Annotated in this window: 16 protein-coding genes; 14 read left to right on the plus strand and 2 right to left on the minus strand. The window is 54.9% G+C overall.

The window, feature by feature from the left end:
• Positions 1–38 precede the first annotated feature (38 nt).
• The 5 genes from metE to ACFPDR_RS15880 all read left to right on the plus strand — a co-directional run bounded on the left by metE (position 39) and on the right by ACFPDR_RS15880 (position 7,241).
• Positions 39–2,330: a 5-methyltetrahydropteroyltriglutamate--homocysteine S-methyltransferase gene (metE, locus tag ACFPDR_RS15860; protein WP_376911447.1), complete on the plus strand. Its 2,292-nt coding sequence runs from the start codon at positions 39–41 to the stop codon at positions 2,328–2,330.
• A gap of 241 nt (positions 2,331–2,571) precedes the next feature.
• Positions 2,572–3,549, plus strand: coding sequence for a DUF1852 domain-containing protein (locus ACFPDR_RS15865; protein ID WP_376911448.1), 978 nt, complete (start codon positions 2,572–2,574; stop codon positions 3,547–3,549).
• A 29-nt stretch (positions 3,550–3,578) separates the two neighbouring features.
• Positions 3,579–4,607 carry a methionine synthase gene (locus ACFPDR_RS15870; protein WP_247965528.1) on the plus strand — a complete coding sequence of 343 codons (1,029 nt, stop codon included), beginning with the start codon at positions 3,579–3,581 and terminating at the stop codon, positions 4,605–4,607.
• 252 nt (positions 4,608–4,859) lie between these two features.
• Positions 4,860–5,507, plus strand: a complete 648-nt coding sequence (locus tag ACFPDR_RS15875; RefSeq protein WP_035268038.1) for a TetR/AcrR family transcriptional regulator — start codon at positions 4,860–4,862, stop codon at positions 5,505–5,507.
• Positions 5,508–5,528: 21 nt separating this feature from the next.
• Positions 5,529–7,241 (plus strand): acyl-CoA dehydrogenase family protein, encoded by a 1,713-nt coding sequence (locus ACFPDR_RS15880; protein WP_376911451.1) that lies wholly within the window; start codon positions 5,529–5,531, stop codon positions 7,239–7,241.
• 108 nt (positions 7,242–7,349) lie between these two features.
• Here ACFPDR_RS15880 and ACFPDR_RS15885 read toward each other — a convergent pair whose 3' ends face one another.
• A complete protein-coding gene (locus ACFPDR_RS15885) occupies positions 7,350–7,715 on the minus strand; it encodes a VOC family protein (protein ID WP_203144827.1) in 366 nt (121 codons plus the stop codon).
• A gap of 71 nt (positions 7,716–7,786) precedes the next feature.
• Here ACFPDR_RS15885 and ACFPDR_RS15890 point away from each other — a divergent pair, with 71 nt between their 5' ends.
• The 8 genes from ACFPDR_RS15890 (at position 7,787) to hisI (ending at position 14,143) form a co-directional block, all read left to right on the plus strand.
• Complete coding sequence (locus ACFPDR_RS15890; RefSeq protein ID WP_031232155.1) at positions 7,787–8,488, plus strand: helix-turn-helix transcriptional regulator; 702 nt, start codon at positions 7,787–7,789, stop codon at positions 8,486–8,488.
• A 186-nt stretch (positions 8,489–8,674) separates the two neighbouring features.
• Positions 8,675–9,898 (plus strand): zinc metallochaperone GTPase ZigA, encoded by a 1,224-nt coding sequence (gene zigA / locus ACFPDR_RS15895; RefSeq protein ID WP_376911453.1) that lies wholly within the window; start codon positions 8,675–8,677, stop codon positions 9,896–9,898.
• A gap of 63 nt (positions 9,899–9,961) precedes the next feature.
• Positions 9,962–10,903 (plus strand): GTP cyclohydrolase FolE2, encoded by a 942-nt coding sequence (folE2, locus tag ACFPDR_RS15900; RefSeq protein WP_376911454.1) that lies wholly within the window; start codon positions 9,962–9,964, stop codon positions 10,901–10,903.
• Positions 10,904–11,033: 130 nt separating this feature from the next.
• Positions 11,034–11,309 carry a membrane protein insertion efficiency factor YidD gene (gene yidD / locus ACFPDR_RS15905; protein ID WP_137430932.1) on the plus strand — a complete coding sequence of 92 codons (276 nt, stop codon included), beginning with the start codon at positions 11,034–11,036 and terminating at the stop codon, positions 11,307–11,309.
• Positions 11,206–11,763, plus strand: a complete 558-nt coding sequence (locus ACFPDR_RS15910) for a SufE family protein (protein WP_321217004.1) — start codon at positions 11,206–11,208, stop codon at positions 11,761–11,763. The genes yidD and ACFPDR_RS15910 overlap by 104 nt, the downstream gene beginning before the upstream one ends.
• The gene (locus ACFPDR_RS15915) at positions 11,760–13,154 is read left to right on the plus strand and encodes a dihydroorotase (RefSeq protein ID WP_376911457.1); all 1,395 of its coding nucleotides are present in this window, start codon (positions 11,760–11,762) and stop codon (positions 13,152–13,154) included. The genes ACFPDR_RS15910 and ACFPDR_RS15915 overlap by 4 nt, the downstream gene beginning before the upstream one ends.
• Before the next feature lie 25 nt (positions 13,155–13,179).
• Entirely contained in the window at positions 13,180–13,638 is a 459-nt protein-coding gene (gene fur, locus ACFPDR_RS15920; protein WP_060185930.1) for a ferric iron uptake transcriptional regulator, read from the plus strand.
• Between the two features lie 34 nt (positions 13,639–13,672).
• Entirely contained in the window at positions 13,673–14,143 is a 471-nt protein-coding gene (hisI, locus tag ACFPDR_RS15925; protein ID WP_376911459.1) for a phosphoribosyl-AMP cyclohydrolase, read from the plus strand.
• Between the two features lie 67 nt (positions 14,144–14,210).
• Here the strand turns inward: hisI and ACFPDR_RS15930 are convergent, their stop codons facing one another.
• Complete coding sequence (locus tag ACFPDR_RS15930; RefSeq protein ID WP_376911461.1) at positions 14,211–15,092, minus strand: LysR family transcriptional regulator; 882 nt, start codon at positions 15,090–15,092, stop codon at positions 14,211–14,213.
• A 171-nt stretch (positions 15,093–15,263) separates the two neighbouring features.
• Here ACFPDR_RS15930 and ACFPDR_RS15935 point away from each other — a divergent pair, with 171 nt between their 5' ends.
• Positions 15,264–16,805, plus strand: a complete 1,542-nt coding sequence (locus tag ACFPDR_RS15935) for an MFS transporter (RefSeq protein ID WP_376911463.1) — start codon at positions 15,264–15,266, stop codon at positions 16,803–16,805.
• Positions 16,806–16,903: the final 98 nt, after the last annotated feature.

Below are 16,903 nucleotides of genomic sequence, written 5' to 3' on the forward strand. Positions count from 1 at the left end.
AGTCATTCATTCATCCACTGGCCTTTAGAGAGCAGCACATGACGACGATTCATAATCTTGGCTTTCCGCGCATTGGCGCCAAACGGGAACTGAAGTTCGCCTTGGAGTCTTACTGGAAGGGCGAGTCTTCGCGTGACGAACTCAAGGCTCTGGGCGCACAACTGCGTCAGCGTCACTGGGAAAATCAGGCGGGTCTGGATCTGGTGCCCGTTGGAGATTTCTCTTTTTACGATCAGGTGCTGGATGCCAGCTTCTTGCTGGGTAACCTGCCCGAGCGTGTACAGGGCTTTCATGGTGACGAGCTGGATAACTATTTCCGCGTAGCGCGCGGTCGTTCGGCCAAAGGTCTGGAAGATCACAGCGCCTGCTGCGGTGGTGTGGCGGCTGGTGAAATGACCAAATGGTTCGACACCAACTATCACTACATCGTCCCCGAATTTACGGCTGACACCCAGTTCAAGCTGGACGCTTCGCGTTTGCTGGAGCAGCTGGCTGAAGCCAAGGCTCAAGGCGTGAAGGCCAAGCCTGTGATTATTGGTCCCGTGACCTATCTGGCACTGGGCAAGGCCAAGGATGAATCCAACAAGCTGGCTCTGCTGGATCGCTTGTTGCCTGTGTATGTCCAATTGCTGGATACGCTGGCCAAAGCGGGCGTTGAGTGGGTGCAGATTGACGAGCCTATTCTGGTTACCGAGCTGGATGCCGATTGGCAGCAAGCGTTCAAAACCGCTTATCAGCAACTGAAAGCTGCTGGCGTGAAGTTGCTGGTAGCCACTTACTTTGGTCAGTTGCTGGAAAATGCTGCTTTGGCCGCCAGCTTGCCTGTTGCCGGTTTGCATGTGGATGCCATCAATGATCGTGATGGTGTGGATGCACTGCTCAAGCTTTTGGGTGACGACAAGGTCTTGTCCCTGGGCGTGATCAATGGTCGCAATATCTGGAAAACAGATTTGACCGCTGTACTGGACTGGGTTGAGCCCATCGCCAAGCAACTGGGTGATCGTTTGTGGATTGCTCCTTCCTGCTCGCTGCTGCATGTGCCGGTTGATCTGGACAGCGAAGAAAAGCTGGATGCAGACGTGAAATCCTGGTTGGCCTTTGCTTTGCAAAAGCTGGATGAACTGCGTGTATTGGGTAAAGCCTTGAGCCAAGGTCGTGATGTCGTCAAGGCAGAGCTGGCCGATAACCTGGCCGCTTTGACTGCCCGTCGCAACTCGCCCCGTGTGAATAATCCTGCTGTGAAAGCAGCGGTGGCGCGCATCTCGGCCGAGCTGGGCAAGCGCAAGAGCGTTTACGAACAGCGTGCTTCCAAGCAAGCTGAATTCCTGAAACTGCCCGCATTCCCCACCACCACGATTGGTTCTTTCCCACAAACGGCAGAAATCCGTCGTGCTCGTAGCGAGTTCAAGGCCGGTCGTCTGGACGAAAACAGCTATCAGGCCGCAATGCGTGCCGAGATTGAGCGCAGCGTGCGTGAGCAGGAAAAACTGGGTCTGGACGTGTTGGTGCACGGCGAAGCCGAGCGTAACGACATGGTCGAATACTTTGGTGAGCAGCTGGACGGCTACGCATTCAGCCAGTTCGGTTGGGTGCAGTCCTACGGTTCGCGCTGCGTGAAACCACCCATCCTGTTTGGTGACATCAGCCGTCCTCAAGCCATGACGGTGGAATGGATCACCTACGCCCAGTCGTTGACTCAAAAACCCATGAAGGGCATGCTGACCGGCCCCGTGACGATCTTGAACTGGTCCTTTGTGCGTGATGACCAGCCTCGCTCGGCTTCTTGCCTGCAACTGGCGCTGGCCATTCGCGAAGAAGTGCTGGATCTGGAAAAAGCCGGTGTGCATGTGATTCAGATTGACGAAGCCGCCTTGCGTGAAGGTTTGCCTCTGCGTAAATCGCAATGGCAAAGCTACCTGGACTGGGCCGTGGAAAGCTTCCGCATCACCGCCAACGGCGTGGGCGACGAGACGCAAATCCACACACATATGTGTTACTCGGAATTCAACGACATCATTTCCTCCATTGCCGATATGGATGCGGACGTGATCACTATTGAAACCAGCCGCTCGGACATGGAATTGCTGGAAGCCTTCGAGAATTTCCAGTACCCCAACGAGATCGGCCCTGGTGTGTACGACATTCACTCGCCCAATATTCCGACCGAGCAGCACATTGTGAATTTGATGAAAAAAGCCGCCGAGCGCGTGCCAGCAGAACGTTTGTGGGTGAACCCCGACTGCGGTTTGAAGACACGTCAATGGGCTGAGGTGATTCCAGCTTTGACCAATATGGTGGCCGCAGCGAAAGCCTTGCGGGCAAGTGCCTGATCAGATCATGAGCTGAGTTTGGCGGAAAGTCCCGGCCAAATGCCGGGACTTTTTTTGAGGCTGATTCAAACCTGTTTTCTGGCTTTACCAGGAAGAAGAGAGTAAGCAGTGCAGCCCCCCGAAGCAGCTCAGACAATCAGCACAGAGTGTACATAAATAAGATGAATTTATTTTTCAAGATCAATGACTTGGCTCGAAAATAAATTCGAGATTGAAATCAGAAATTAGGGCATACATAAAAATGAATAAAGAATTCGCGTTCAGCATCAGAAGCATCCGTTTTGATGAAAACTACCGTCCAGCCGATAACACACGTATCACCACTAACTTTGCCAATTTGGCCCGTGGTGAAAGCCGTCAGCAAAACCTGCGCAATACTCTGAAGATGATCGACAATCGCTTCAATAGTTTGGCGCATTGGGACAACCCGAATGGGGACCGTTATTCAGTTGAACTGGATATTGTCTCTGTTGATATTGATGTTGAAGGCAATGGTTCTACGTTTCCGACCATCGAAATTCTGAAAACCAGTATCGTTGATCGGAAAGAAGACAAGCGTATTGAAGGGATTGTGGGTAACAACTTCTCTTCGTACGTGCGTGACTACGATTTCAGTGTGGTTCTGCTGGAGCACAACAAGAACAAAAATGGTTTCAGCGCCCCGGAAGGCTTTGGTGATTTGCATGGCAAATTGTTCAAGGCTTTTGTGAACTCCACGCTGTATCAGGAAAACTTCAACAAATCCCCCGTGATTTGCCTGAGCGTATCCAGCAGCAAGGTCTACCACCGTACAGGTAATCAGCATCCCGTATTGGGCGTTGAATACCAGCAAAACGAGTTCTCGCCGACCGATGAGTACTTCGCGAAAATGGGTTTGCAGGTTCGTTATTTCATGCCCCCAAATAGCGTGGCGCCTTTGGCCTTTTACTTCCGTGGTGATTTGCTCAGTGACTACACGAATCTGGAATTGATCAGTACCATCAGCACGATGGAGACATTCCAGAAAATCTACCGCCCCGAGATTTACAATGCCAATTCGGCAGCAGGAATGCGCTATCAGCCTAGCCTGAAAAATGCGGATCATTCGGTTACGCAAATTGTCTACGATCGTGAAGAACGTAGCCGTCTGGCGGTTGAGCAGGGCCGGTTTACCGAAGAAAGTTTTATCAAGCCATACAAAGTTATTCTTGATCAATGGGCAGCCAGTTACGCGCTTTGATTCATCAAAAACAACAAGGTTATTTAATTATGAAAAAATTGCTACCCACCTCCACCGCTGGCAGTTTGCCTAAACCCTCCTGGCTTGCTGAACCCGAGAAACTGTGGTCGCCCTGGAGACTGGAAGGTGAGGACCTGGTCGAAGGCAAGAAAGATGCACTGCGCTTGTCTTTGCAAGAACAATTGCACGCCGGTATCGATCTGATTAGCGACGGCGAGCAAACCCGCCAGCACTTTGTCACTACCTTCATCGAACATCTGGAAGGCGTGGACTTTGAAAAGCGTGAGACCGTGCGTATTCGTGACCGTTACGATGCCAGCGTTCCAAGCGTTGTCGGCGCTGTCAATCGCCCCAAGTCCGTGTTTGTGGATGATGCCAAGTTCCTGCGCCAGCAAACCTCGCAGCCGATCAAATGGGCGCTGCCTGGCCCCATGACCATGATCGATACGCTGTATGACAACCACTACAAGAGCCGTGAGAAACTGGCTTGGGAATTTGCCAAGATCCTGAACCAGGAGGCCAAAGAGCTGGAAGCCGCAGGCGTGGATATCATCCAGTTTGACGAACCTGCTTTCAACGTGTTCTTTGACGAAGTGAATGACTGGGGTATTGCTACGCTGGAACGTGCCATTGAAGGTCTGAAGTGCGAAACCGCCGTGCACATTTGCTACGGTTACGGCATCAAGGCCAACACGGACTGGAAAAAGACCCTGGGTTCGGAATGGCGTCAGTACGAAGAGTCCTTCCCGAAGCTGCAGCAATCCAAGATCGACATCATTTCGCTGGAATGCCAGAACTCCCACGTTCCTATGGATTTGATCGAACTGATCCGTGGCAAGAAAGTGATGGTTGGCGCCATTGACGTGGCCACCAACGTGATTGAAACCGCTGACGACGTGGCCAACACACTGCGCAAGGCGCTGAAGTTTGTGGACGCTGACAAGCTGTACCCCTCCACCAACTGCGGTATGGCACCTTTGCCACGCGCCGTGGCTCGTGGCAAGCTGCACGCCCTGAGCGCCGGTGCTGAAATCGTTCGCAAGGAACTGTCGGCCTGATAGGTTTGATACCTTCGCGCTAGCGAGTTTCAGACTGCCCCCAGCAAACAGTATTGATGGCTTTGCCATCGCTGTTGCTGGGGGCAGTTTTATTGGGGCTGCTGATTGTGTTGCTTTAAATGACAGATGCTCTCAAGCCGCCTGCAATGCCAGTAGGCGAGTATTTTGACACCTCTGCTTAAAGAAATTCTTGTCCACCATAAAGAAATGAACTAGGATTCACTCATGTAATGAATCAAGGTTCACTTCTTTATGGCCTATCGTCAAACTCCTGCCGTTGAAGCTCGTCTGCAAGACAATCGTAGCCGTATCCTGGAAGCCGCTCGTGTTTTGGTCAGTGAAGGTGGCTGGCAGGAAGCCCAGGTGGCCAGTGTGGCGGCTGCGGCGGGTATGGCCACTGGGACGGTTTATCGCTATTTCCCGTCCAAGGCCGAGTTGTTCGCGCAAGTGCTGTCGCAGGTGTCTCAGCGGGAGGTGGATGTACTCACAGACATTGCGCAGGCTGACGGAGCCTCCATGCTGCGCCTGCATGCCGCAGTCTCAACATTCGTAAAACGCGCCATGCGTAATCCTCGTCTGGCGTATGCCTTGATTGCCGAGCCATGCGATAAGGAAATCGACGCGGCTCGTCTGGTGTATCGCGCCGCGATCAGCCAGGTCATTCACTCCATTGTTTCCATGGGGCAAGATGCCCAGGAAATGCGCCAGGATGTGCAGCCCGATATTGCGGCTACCGTCATTGTGGGCGGTTTCATGGAAGGGCTGATTGGCCCGCTTTCTCCTTTAAGCCGTCAGCAGCACGATGGCACCGACAGTTACCAGCGCCAAGTGGCCGCGCTGGCTGACCAGATTGCCCAGATGGCGTGCGCCAGCGTGGCAGTCCTTTCTGCCACGCCTTAGAAAAACAGTTCGGAGACAACCATGAACCAAGCGCTTCCCCTCAGCATTTTGAATGCGCCCGAGGATCGTTACAGCACGCATCAGGTTTTGAATCAGGCTTTGCCCGCCAGTGGTTTCAATGCTTTTACGGGTGATCAGGTTTTAACTGAGGCCATTCGCCGCGAAGCTCCGTGGGCCGAATCGCGTTGTCAGGCTTTGGGGGCGGTGGCTGGTGATGAAAATGTTCAGGAGTTGGCCCGTTTGGCGAACCGTCATATCCCTGAACTTAAAACGCATGATCGCTTCGGCAACCGGATTGATTGGCTGGAATGTCACCCCAGCTGGCATGAATTGATGACCCTGGCCTGGCAGCACGAGGTGCCGAATTTAAGCTGGCGTACGCAAGAGAAAAACGGCCACTTCGCTCGTGCGGTCTTGTCCTATCTGTGGAATCAGGTGGAGCATGGTACGGGTTGTCCGACTGGCATGGCGTATGCGGCGTATGCCGGTTTCGAGGCTGAACCTGCTTTGGCGATCTGGGCGGTCAAGCTCAAAGGGACGCGCTACGAATACAGTCGTCGCGAAGTGGGGGACAAGCCCTCGGTGGTCATTGGCTATGCGATGACAGAAAAGCAGGGCGGTTCAGATCTGCGCGAGACGCAGACTACTGCGCGCTTCTCCCATAGCGCGGATTATCACGGCGCTACGGCGCATTGGTATGAGCTGACGGGGCATAAGTGGTTTTGTTCAGTGCCGCAGTCTGATGGTTTTTTTACGCTGGCTAAAGTCAATGGCGGTGTTACCTGTTTCTTTTTGCCCCGTACCTTGCCGGACGGCAGCTATAACCGCTTTTTTGTACAACGCCTGAAGGACAAGGCGGGCAATCGTTCCAACGCGTCCAGTGAAGTGGAGTATGCGGGCACGCTGGCAATTCGGGTTGGGGAAGAAGGGCGCGGTATTCGGGAAATTCTGTCGCACTCGCATTTGACACGTCTGGATTTTGCGATTGGCTCGGCGGGTTTGATGCGACAGGCGCTGACCTTGGCCCTGCGTCACACGACATCACGCAAGGCTTTTGGAACCTCCATTGCCGATCGGCCCATGATGAGCAATGTGCTGGCGGATATGGCGGTAGAAGTGGAAGCGGCAACCTTGATGTCCTTGCGTGTGGCCAAGGCCACTGACCTGATGCAAAGCAGTGACCACGAAAGGCTGCTGGCTCGGGTGGCCACGCCTGCGGCTAAGTACTTCAATTGCTCGCGCGCCCCCTCCATTGCGAATGAGGCTTTGCAATGTCACGGCGGCAATGGCTTTATTGAAGAAAACCCCATGGCCCGTGTGTATCGAGAGGCCCCCTTGAACAGTGTTTGGGAAGGGACGGCGAATATGATGTGCATGGATGTGCGGCGCGCCATGATCAGAGATCCGCTTACGGTGGAGGCGGTTTTTAATGAACTCAGACCCTTGGCCGGGCAAGACAAGCGATTCGATGCCCTGGTACAGCACACTGAGCGCCTGGTTCGGGCGGCAATCGAGGATGAGTTCCTGGCCCGCCCCATGACCGAAGCCGTCGCCCGCGTTTTGCAGGCGGCCGAGCTGCTGCGCTATAGCTCTCAAGAAGTGGTGGATGTGTTTTTAAGTACGCGTAGCGGCGGGGAAGTGGGGGCTTGGGGAGCGCATTACGGTACCTTGGGAACGATGGCATCTTTGTCAGTCGCGCAGAAAATTATGCGCAGAGCGATGGTGACAGATTGATTTGTGCTGTTCGCAGAGCCTGGAGGGAGCAGGGGCTATCTGGATCAAGTCCAGGATAGCCCTTGTTCTTTGGAGTCCGACGGCTTTGCAAGTAATGCAGCGTCAGTCTTACGCTGCTGTGCAGACTCTTAATCGGTGTCCATCCGGGTCCAGTGCAACGAATGTGCGCCCAAAAACGGCTGTCATGGGCTCTTGCTCTATGGTGATACCCGCTGTCACCCAGGTTTGATACAGCTGATCAACAGCCGCATCATCGTCCATTAAAAAAGAAAGCTCGGAGCGATGCCCAGTTCCGGATGAGACAAAGCTGGCTGCCTGGGTAGACCACAAACCCAGGGTCAGGCCCTTGTTCAGTTCAAACGCGACATAGGTGGGGAAGGATTCAGCGGGCGCTTTCTGAAGCAGCTTTTCATAGAAAAGGCTGCTGGCGGCGGGGTCTTGGACATAGAGCAGCAAAAGGTTTGGGTGATTCATGATCGCTCCAACAAGGTGATTGAGCAGATCATTATGGGTGACCATACTGCCAAAAAATGGCAGTATCTGGCATGGCCCGAGCAGAACGACTTCTTTCCCTTTTACAAGTGCTACGCCGGCACAAACGTCCGGTGAGTGGTGCGCGGCTGGCCCAAGAGTTGGGCGTCAGCATTCGGACCTTATATAGGGACATTGCTTCCTTGCAGGCGCAAGGTGCCGATATAGAAGGGGAGCCGGGAGTCGGCTATGTGTTGCGACCTAGTTTCATGCTGCCACCCTTGATGTTTTCTCAAGCAGAGCTGGAGGCCTTGATACTGGGCTTTCGCTGGGTAGAAAAGTTTGCGGACGAGCCGCTGACCAAAGCGGCTGGCGATGCCATGGCCAAGATCTCTGCGGTCTTGCCCGATAGCTTGAGAGACAGCCTGGACAGCACCGCTTTACGGGTTGGGCCTAGAGTGATTCAGGATGCTGAGCTTGTTGATCTCGGCATTGCGCGTACAGCGATTCGTTTGCAGCGCAAGCTGCGCATCACTTATATAGACGGGGCAGGCCAGGAGTCGGAGAGAGTGATCTGGCCTTTTTCCTTGGGCTACTTTCAGCACTTCCGGATTCTGGTGGGTTGGTGCGAATTGAAAGGGGACTTCCGGCATTTCCGGACGGACAGGATACAGCGCTTGGTCTGTCTGGAGGAGTCTTATCCCCGGCATCGGGCTGACTTGTTCAAGCAGTGGCGGGCAACACAAACAGAGCTACGCTACGTGCCTGACACCTGACACCTGACACCTGACACCTGACACCTGTGACCTTGCTTTGTGAAAGCCAGTTTCTCTGTCCTGGTCGTCAAGCCCTCCTTGCAAGAGGGTTTTTTCTTGATCAATTATTGTTATGTTATAACATCTCAAAATTGATAGAAGTCCTTTGCAAGGAACGGCCCATTAATGCCTCAAGGAAGAAGAGAAATGACGATGAACCTCGATAACACGCTGGTTGATCCCGCAGTCCGCATTCCCGTAACGGTTTTGTCCGGTTTTCTGGGGGCGGGCAAGACGACTTTGCTGAACCACATCCTGAACAATCGCGAAGGCCGCCGCGTGGCCGTCATCGTGAACGATATGAGCGAGGTCAATATTGATGCCGCTTTGGTTCGTGACGGTGGTGCCGAGCTATCGCGCACGGATGAAAAGCTGGTGGAAATGAGCAACGGCTGTATTTGCTGCACCTTGCGCGAGGACTTGTTGTTGGAGGTGGACCGTCTGGCCAAGGAAGGGCGCTTTGATCAGTTGGTCATTGAATCCACCGGCATTTCAGAGCCACTGCCCGTGGCTGAAACGTTCACCTTTGAGGGCGAGGATGGCCGCTGCCTGGGTGAAGTCGCACGCTTGGACACTATGGTCACGGTAGTGGACGCCTTTAACTTTCTGCGCGATTACAGCTCGCAAGACAGCATCCAGTCCCGTGGCGAATCTTTGGGTGAAGAAGATGCGCGTACCGTTGTGGACCTGTTAATTGAGCAGATCGAGTTCTGTGATGTGCTGGTTCTGAACAAGATTGATTTGATCAGCGAGCCAGAACGCGAGCGCCTGATGGCCATTCTGAACAGTCTGAATCCCCGTGCTCGTATTGAAACAGCCGAGTTCGGCCAGGTGCCCTTGGATCGCGTTCTGAACACCGGCTTGTTCGATTTTGAAGAGGCTTCCAAGGCCCCAGGCTGGCTGCAGGAATTGCGTGGCACTCATACCCCGGAAACCGAAGAGTACGGCATAGGCAATTTTATTTACCGCGCCCGCCGTCCATTCCACCCGCAGCGTTTCAAGGCACTGGTCGAAAGCGAATGGCCTGGGGTGGTGCGCTCCAAAGGCTTTTTCTGGTTGGCGAACTTCCCGACTCTGGCGGGCTCCTGGTCACAGGCTGGCGCGGTGGCTCGCTATCACGTGGCGGGTTACTGGTGGGCGTCCATGCCGCCTGAACGCTGGCCGGAGGATCCCGAAGCGGTAGCGCTGATCAAGGAAAAATGGGACGAACGAGTAGGGGATGCGCGTCAGGAGCTGGTTCTGATTGGCATGGATATGGACGAGGAAGCACTGCGCGCCCGTTTCGATGCCTGCCTGTTAAGCGATGAAGAAATGGCCAGCGGCCCCAGCACCTGGACAACATGGACGAATCCGTTTTCAGACTGGCCTTGATGGCGTTGAGGTCTTGCCAGGTCTTTGCCAGCGTGAGCAAGGCCTTTTGATTGGATGTTGAGTATGACTGTTGTACTTCCCGACCCGGCTTTGAATGATTTCTCTCATGGCCTGACTCCGCTTTCCTGGGTGGGTATGGAGGGAATCGACCTGCCCATTACCGTGCTTGAACGAGGCTATAAGCAGCAGTTGCATGCGCGGGTGGATGCTCAGGTTGATTTGCCCTTGGCACATGTAAAAGGGATACATATGTCCAGGCTGTACCGCTTGCTGAATGACTTGCCGCCAGAACAGTCCTTGTCACCGTTAGGGCTGCGGCGTCTTTTGCAAGGCATGGTGGATAGCCAGCAGGACTGTGGAACGCGCAGTGCACGACTGTGTTTTCGCTTTGATTTATTGGTGCGACGGCCTGCCTTGGTCACGCAGGGTCTGGCCGGCTGGAAATCCTATCCCGTCGTGCTGGAGGCCAGGCTTTTGGACGGTATCTTTGTGTGCAAGGTGCAGGTTCAGATAGCTTATTCGTCGACCTGTCCTTGTTCGGCTGCGCTGGCTCGGCAGTTGATTGAACAGGGCTTTATGCAGGCTTTTGGAAAGCAGCCTGTCTTGCATGCAGATGAGGTAGCTGCTTGGTTGCACAATCACGCTAGCCTAGCCACTCCCCATAGCCAACGCAGTCAGGCTTTGGTTCAGATTCAAGTATCGGAAGACAGTGAGGACTTTGGGTTTTTGACGCTGATTGATCGCATTGAAGAGTCATTGGCAACACCCTTGCAAACTGCCGTCAAACGAGCAGACGAGCAAGCCTTTGCCGCCTTGAATGGTCAGAACCTGATGTTTGTGGAAGACGCGGCGCGTCGTATAGAAGCGGCCTTGGGGGACTATCAGAATCCTGGTGTTCAGGTCCGACATCTGGAGAGTCTGCATCCCCATGATGCAGTGGCGTTCAAAACTCCTGTATCGGAAGGGATGCCTTTTCTGCGGCTGAGCGGGGGCGTGGCGCCATGAGTGTTCTAGTCCTTGCTGTTCCGTGCCAGAAACACTCCACGAGTCAAACTTTCTTGCTATTGGCGCAGCCAAGCAAGCTCACGCTATGTCCATTTGAGCGGGTATGTCGCTCCCGTGCTTGGGAGCTGCCATGAAAACCGTTCTTGTCTCTGTTCTGGTCCTGCTTGTTCGCGGCTATCAGCTTTTTATTAGCCCTTTGCTGGGGCCACGTTGCCGCTTTTATCCAACTTGCTCCCAGTATGCGATTCAGGCTTTGCAGGTGCATGGCCCCCTCAAAGGAACTTGGCTGGCTGCACGGCGCCTTGTCCGTTGTCACCCTTGGCATCCGGGCGGGCATGACCCTGTTCCAGCTCTTGATGATCGGGGTAGGCAATCGCTCAAGCAAGCAGGAGAAGACCGTGGGTAAGGATGCAGCACCAGAAGAGTCCATAGTTCAAGCCCAGCAAGCCATTGTGGAGAGTTTCCAGTTCCTGGGGAACTGGATGGCCCGCTACGAATATTTGATTGATCTGGGGCGCTCCTTGCCGGACTTCCCGGACGAATGGCGTACCGAGATGAACCGTCTGCACGGTTGTCAGGCACAGGTCTGGATGGTGTCTGAATTGCGTGATCACAAGTTGTTTTTTCAGGCTCGTAGTGATTCCGCCATCGTCACCGGCTTATTGGCTTTATTGATGCAGGTGTACTCGGGGCGTTTGCCGCAAGAAATCCTGTCCTATCCCCCTGACTTTTTACGAGCAATTGAACTGGAGCAGCATTTGTCACCGAATCGCGCCAATGGTCTGTTTCACATGATGGAGCGGATTCGTTTGACGGCACAAGACGCTCTGGATGTGGAAGCCTCAAAGGTAAAACCATGACGCCAGTAATCCCGAAGGCCTCTACCTCTGAGGCTGCAGAAACCGCCAGGCAGCATACTTTGCGTCATGCCGATTTGCTGCTCTGTGGCGCTACGGTAATGACTCCTAATGGGGCCGAGCGTCTCGACATCGCCTGTGCGCAAGGCCGGATTACGGCTCTTGGTGATTTGTTGCCCGGCTGGAGTGCAGACTGTGTGCTGGACCTTAATGGCCTGCATGTTTTGCCAGGGGTGATCGACAGTCAGGTGCATTTCCGAGAGCCGGGGCTGGAGCACAAAGAGAATCTGGAAGCGGGTACACGGGGCGCAGTCCTGGGCGGCGTGACGGCGGTTTTTGAAATGCCCAACACCTATCCCTTGACCTTGGGTGCTGCCGATTTGCAAGCCAAGCTGGATGCTGCTCAAGGCCGAAGCTGGTGTGATCACGCCTTTTATATCGGTGGTTCTGCCTTGAATGCCGATTCCTTGCAGGAACTGGAACAGCTCCCAGGTTGTGCAGGCATCAAGATCTTTATGGGCAGCTCCTTTGGAGACCTATTAGCGGATGAGGACGACGTGCTGCGTCGCATCTTGCGTCATGGTCGCAGACGGCTGGCAGTACACGCCGAGGATGAGGCCAGGCTGCGTGAACGCAGATATATCGCCCTGGATAGTGGCGACGTGCGCCAACACCCGGTTTGGCGTGATGTGGAAAGTGCCTTGAAGGCAAGCCAACGCATTGTTCGTCTGGCGGAAGAGGAGAAGCGCCGATTGCACGTGTTGCATGTGTCTACCGCAGAGGAAATGCAGTTTCTGGCCGCGCACAAAGATCGCGTAACGGTGGAAGTCACCCCACACCATCTCAGTCTGCAAGCTCCCGACTGTTATGAGCGTCTGGGCAGCCTGGCGCAAATGAATCCCCCGGTGCGCGGGCAGGTTCATCAAGACGCGCTGTGGCAGGCGATTCGTTCGGGCGTGGTGGATGTCATTGGCAGCGATCATGCACCTCATACCTTGCAGGAAAAGTCTCAAGCCTATCCCGCCTCACCCAGTGGCATGACTGGCGTGCAAACCTTGCTGCCCGTGATGTTGAACCATGTACACGCAGGCCGCCTGAGTTTGCAGCGACTGGTGGATTTGACCAGTGCCGGACCTGCCCGGATTTTTGGACTGGAAGGCAAGGGACGCATAGCCCTGGGTTTTGATGCGGATTTCAGTATTGTGGATTTGAAGGCACGCCGCCGCGTCCGCAATGACTGGATTGCCAGCGTCAGCGGCTGGTCTCCCTACGACGGCATGCCAGTTGTGGGCTGGCCGATTCACACCATTGTGCGCGGCCATTGTGTTGTTCGTGATGAAGTCCTGGAAGGGCAGGCTCAAGGCAGGCCGCTGCGTTTTCTGGAAGTCCCTTAACCGCCCGTTCAGCAAGGAGTACGTCGTGACGGATTCAAAAGAGCTTAAAGAGCGAGGCCTGAAGGTGACGACGGCTCGTATCCAGATTCTTGAGATATTCCAGGCCCCCGGCATTCGTCATTTGACGGCAGACGATGTGTATCGCCAACTGATCCGGCAAGGCAGTGAGATTGGCCTGGCGACTGTCTACCGTGTACTGACCCAGCTGCAACAGGCAGGCTTGCTAAAGCAGGTTTATTTCGAATCCGGCCGGGCGCTGTATGAGCTGGACGATGGCGAACACCATGATCACCTGATTTGCACGGACTGCGGGCGTGTGCAGGAGTTTCATGATCAGACGATCGAGCAGCAGCAAAAAATGATTGCTCAAGAGCGGGGCTTTCAGGTTATGGAACATAGTCATGTGGTGTACGGACGCTGCCTGAAGCCGGATTGTGAATATCGCCCGGAACCCATGATGACAAGGAGAAAACGTGAAGACTGAAGGACAAGAAATAAGATCTGCTGAAAATACGGCAGTGCAAATAAGCCGCCGAATCTCGGTAGAGCAGGTGGAAGAGGGCCACGTACTGGCCCCCAAGTTTGACGAACATGGTCTGATTGCCTGCATCACGACAGACGCTAATAATGGCGAGGTCTTGATGCTGGGTTACATGAACCGGGAAGCCCTGGAAAAAACCATACAGACCGGTGAAGCCCATTACTGGAGCCGCTCGCGTCAAATGCTCTGGCATAAAGGTGCCAGCAGTGGACTGGTGCAGACGGTAGAGGAAATGCGTATCGACGACGACCAGGATGCGGTGTGGTTACGTGTGCGGGTAGCCGGTTCCGGGGCCAGTTGCCACGTAGGCTATTACTCCTGTTTCTACAGACAGGTGCCGGTTGGTGTCGAGCATAGCAAGGGTCAGGATCTGGTTTTTGTGGAGTCCGCCAAGACCTTTGATCCCAAAGACGTGTATGGGGATGCGCCCAATCCCACTGTGCTTTAAAGGGTGCTCATGCTGGCGGGGCTGGGCGAACTTCACGTTTACTTCTGGCCGCCTGAACCTGTGCTGATCAGGACGATGCAGCCCCCGTCAGTCGGGTAGAGCGATGCTCCCGATAAGCCGCTGCCAAGGTCCGCAAGGCTTCCCGCGAGCGTTGATCGGTCAGCGTTGAGTGCAACACAATCCGGGAAGGGGGCAGGGCTGGCAGTCCCAGACGTTGGCCCACATCAATTGCATCTGGCGGCGCCAGGCGGCATGAAAATGCCGCGACCGCCAAACCGGCAGAGACCGCCGCCATTACGGCCGCATGGCCACCGCCTACAAACACTTCATTCCACTCAATCCCGGCACTGCTTAACGCGTGTGTTGCAATATCCCGCACGCCGCAGCAGGGAGCCAGGGCGGCCAGCCGTAAAGGTTTGCCTTCTTGCTGATGAAAGCAGGGTGCCGCAAACCAGGCAAAGTGTTCAGGCCCCAGGTCCTCTCCGTCACGGCGATGATCCTCCTGGCGCACGATGACGGCATCCAGCTCTCCCTTGTCAAAATCTTCCAGCAAGCGATGCGAGCTTTCCAGGCGAACTTCAATCGTCAGGGCAGGGTCTCGTTCATTCAAACGGGACAACAAAGTAGGGACTTCCGGCCCGGCAACGTGCTGGGCAATTCCCAAACGAAAGCGGCGGCAATCACAGAGCAGGGCGGCTCTGGCGCGGTCGTGTGCAGCAATGAATTCCCGTGCGGGATTAATGAAAACCGTACCTTGAGCAGACAGCCGTACCAGCCTTGGAGTGCGTTCGATCAGCTTGTAACCCAGGCGCTCTTCCAGGCGTTTCAGCTTCACGCTGATCGCGCCTTGTGTGGTGCCCAAGGCTTCTGCGGCTTTGGTAAAGCTTTGGAACTCGGCAATGGTCACAAAAGCTTGTACGGATTCCACATCCAGGACAGGGCGGCTCATGATCTATCCATATTTGTTGTTTCTGATATGCCCGATCATAGCATTGATGAATGGCTGGCCCGTCCCTACTATCTCTCCTGACTGAGCGGTCCCGAGCTTTTGGGTTTTGGTGTCCGCACTTTGGCTCGCCGGGACGGCGACGTGTATTGACGACTTTTTGGAAAGATAACGATGACTCCCTCTATCTCGAGTCAGGGCCGCTACGCCTTGGCTGCCGTGTGCTTGTCAGCCTTGATGCTGGGCCTGGAGATCTCCAGCGTGCCGCCGATTTTATCCACCATAGAACAGGTCATGGGGGCCAGTTTCCGGCAACTGCAATGGGTGATGGCAGCCTACACCATTGCCATGACGACCATTCTGATGGGGGTAGGCACTTTGGCGGATCGCTACGGCCGCAAGCGCATTTTTACGATCGGGATTGTGGCGTTCGGGATCACTTCCCTGGTGTGCGGACTGACGGAAAGTGCAGCTGTTCTGATTGGCGCACGTTTTCTGCAAGGCTTGAGCGCTGCCATGATGCTGATCTGCCAGATCGCGATTTTGTCGAACCAGTTTCGGGACGGACAACAGCGTGGCAAGGCCTTTGCGTGGTGGGGTGTGGTCTTTGGTGCCGGGCTGGGTTTTGGGCCGATTGTGGGTGGCCTGATTCTGACTCTGGCCAGCTGGGAATGGGTGTTTTTGATTCACGCCGTACTGGCCATTATTACCTTGCTGCTGGCGCGCGCTGGCGTACAGGAGTCGCGTGATCCGGGCGCCAGCACCTTGGACGTAGCCGGTATTGCCACCTTGTCCTTGGCCGTGTTTTGCCTGGTGCTGTTTGTCACTCAGGGGCCGGTGCTGGGCTTTGCCAGCCTGCCAGCCTTGAGCATTATTACCCTGTCCGTCCTTAGCCTGATTGCCTTTGTAATCGTGGAGCAGCGCAGTGTTAGGCCCATGCTGGAGTTCTCCGTATTTCGTATCCGCAGTTTCTCCGGTGCCTTGTTGGGCTCGATGGGGCAGAACTTCAGCTTCTGGCCCTTCATCATCTATTTGCCCATCTACTTTCATGTGGGGCTGGGGTATGACAGTGTGCAAACTGGCCTGGCCTTGTTGGCGTACACCTTGCCGACCTTGTTTGTGCCTCCGTTTGCCGAGCGTCTGGCACAGCGTTGGCAGCCGGGTGGAGTCATTACGCTAGGTCTGTTCTTGATTGGCCTGGGCTTTGTAGTGATGAAGATAGGCAGTGTTTCCGGCCAACCGGGCTGGCTGATTCTGCCAGGCTGTGTGCTGGCCGGGATTGGTCTGGGCATGGCCAATACTACGACCACCAATGTAATTACCGCCTCGGTGTCGGCTGAACGCGCCGGTATGGCGTCGGGGGCGGATACCAGTGCCCGCATGATCTCCCTGGCCTTCAATATTGCCGTGATGGGCTTTGTTCTGGTGCAAGGCATCATGAGTGATCTGCGTACACGACTGGGTATTGCTGTTGATGGCGAACTGCGTCATCTGGCTGAAAAAGTAGCCTCTGGCGACATCAATATCGTGTCGCAAAGCAGCGCCTTGCTGGCGAATGCCGCCGATCCTGTCGAGGCGGTTCATGCAGCCCTGATTGCTGGTTTTGGCTGGGTCATGGTGTACGGTGCGCTAACTGCCTTTGCTTTGGCGGCCTTAAGTCATCTGGTGTTTGGTTCCGCCAGGATGAGTGCACAGGCGTGTTGCAGTCCTGGATAGGGGCAGGCACAAAAAAGCCGGGCAAATGAGCCCGGCTTTTTCTTATGGAGGCTGCGGTAAAAGCATTGCGTTTAGCCTATCCCCCATGACTAGTGGTT

It is taken from the genome of Alcaligenes sp. GCM10023179 (genome assembly GCF_042653705.1).
GTDB classification, from domain to species: Bacteria; Pseudomonadota; Gammaproteobacteria; order Burkholderiales; family Burkholderiaceae_B; genus Alcaligenes; species Alcaligenes phenolicus.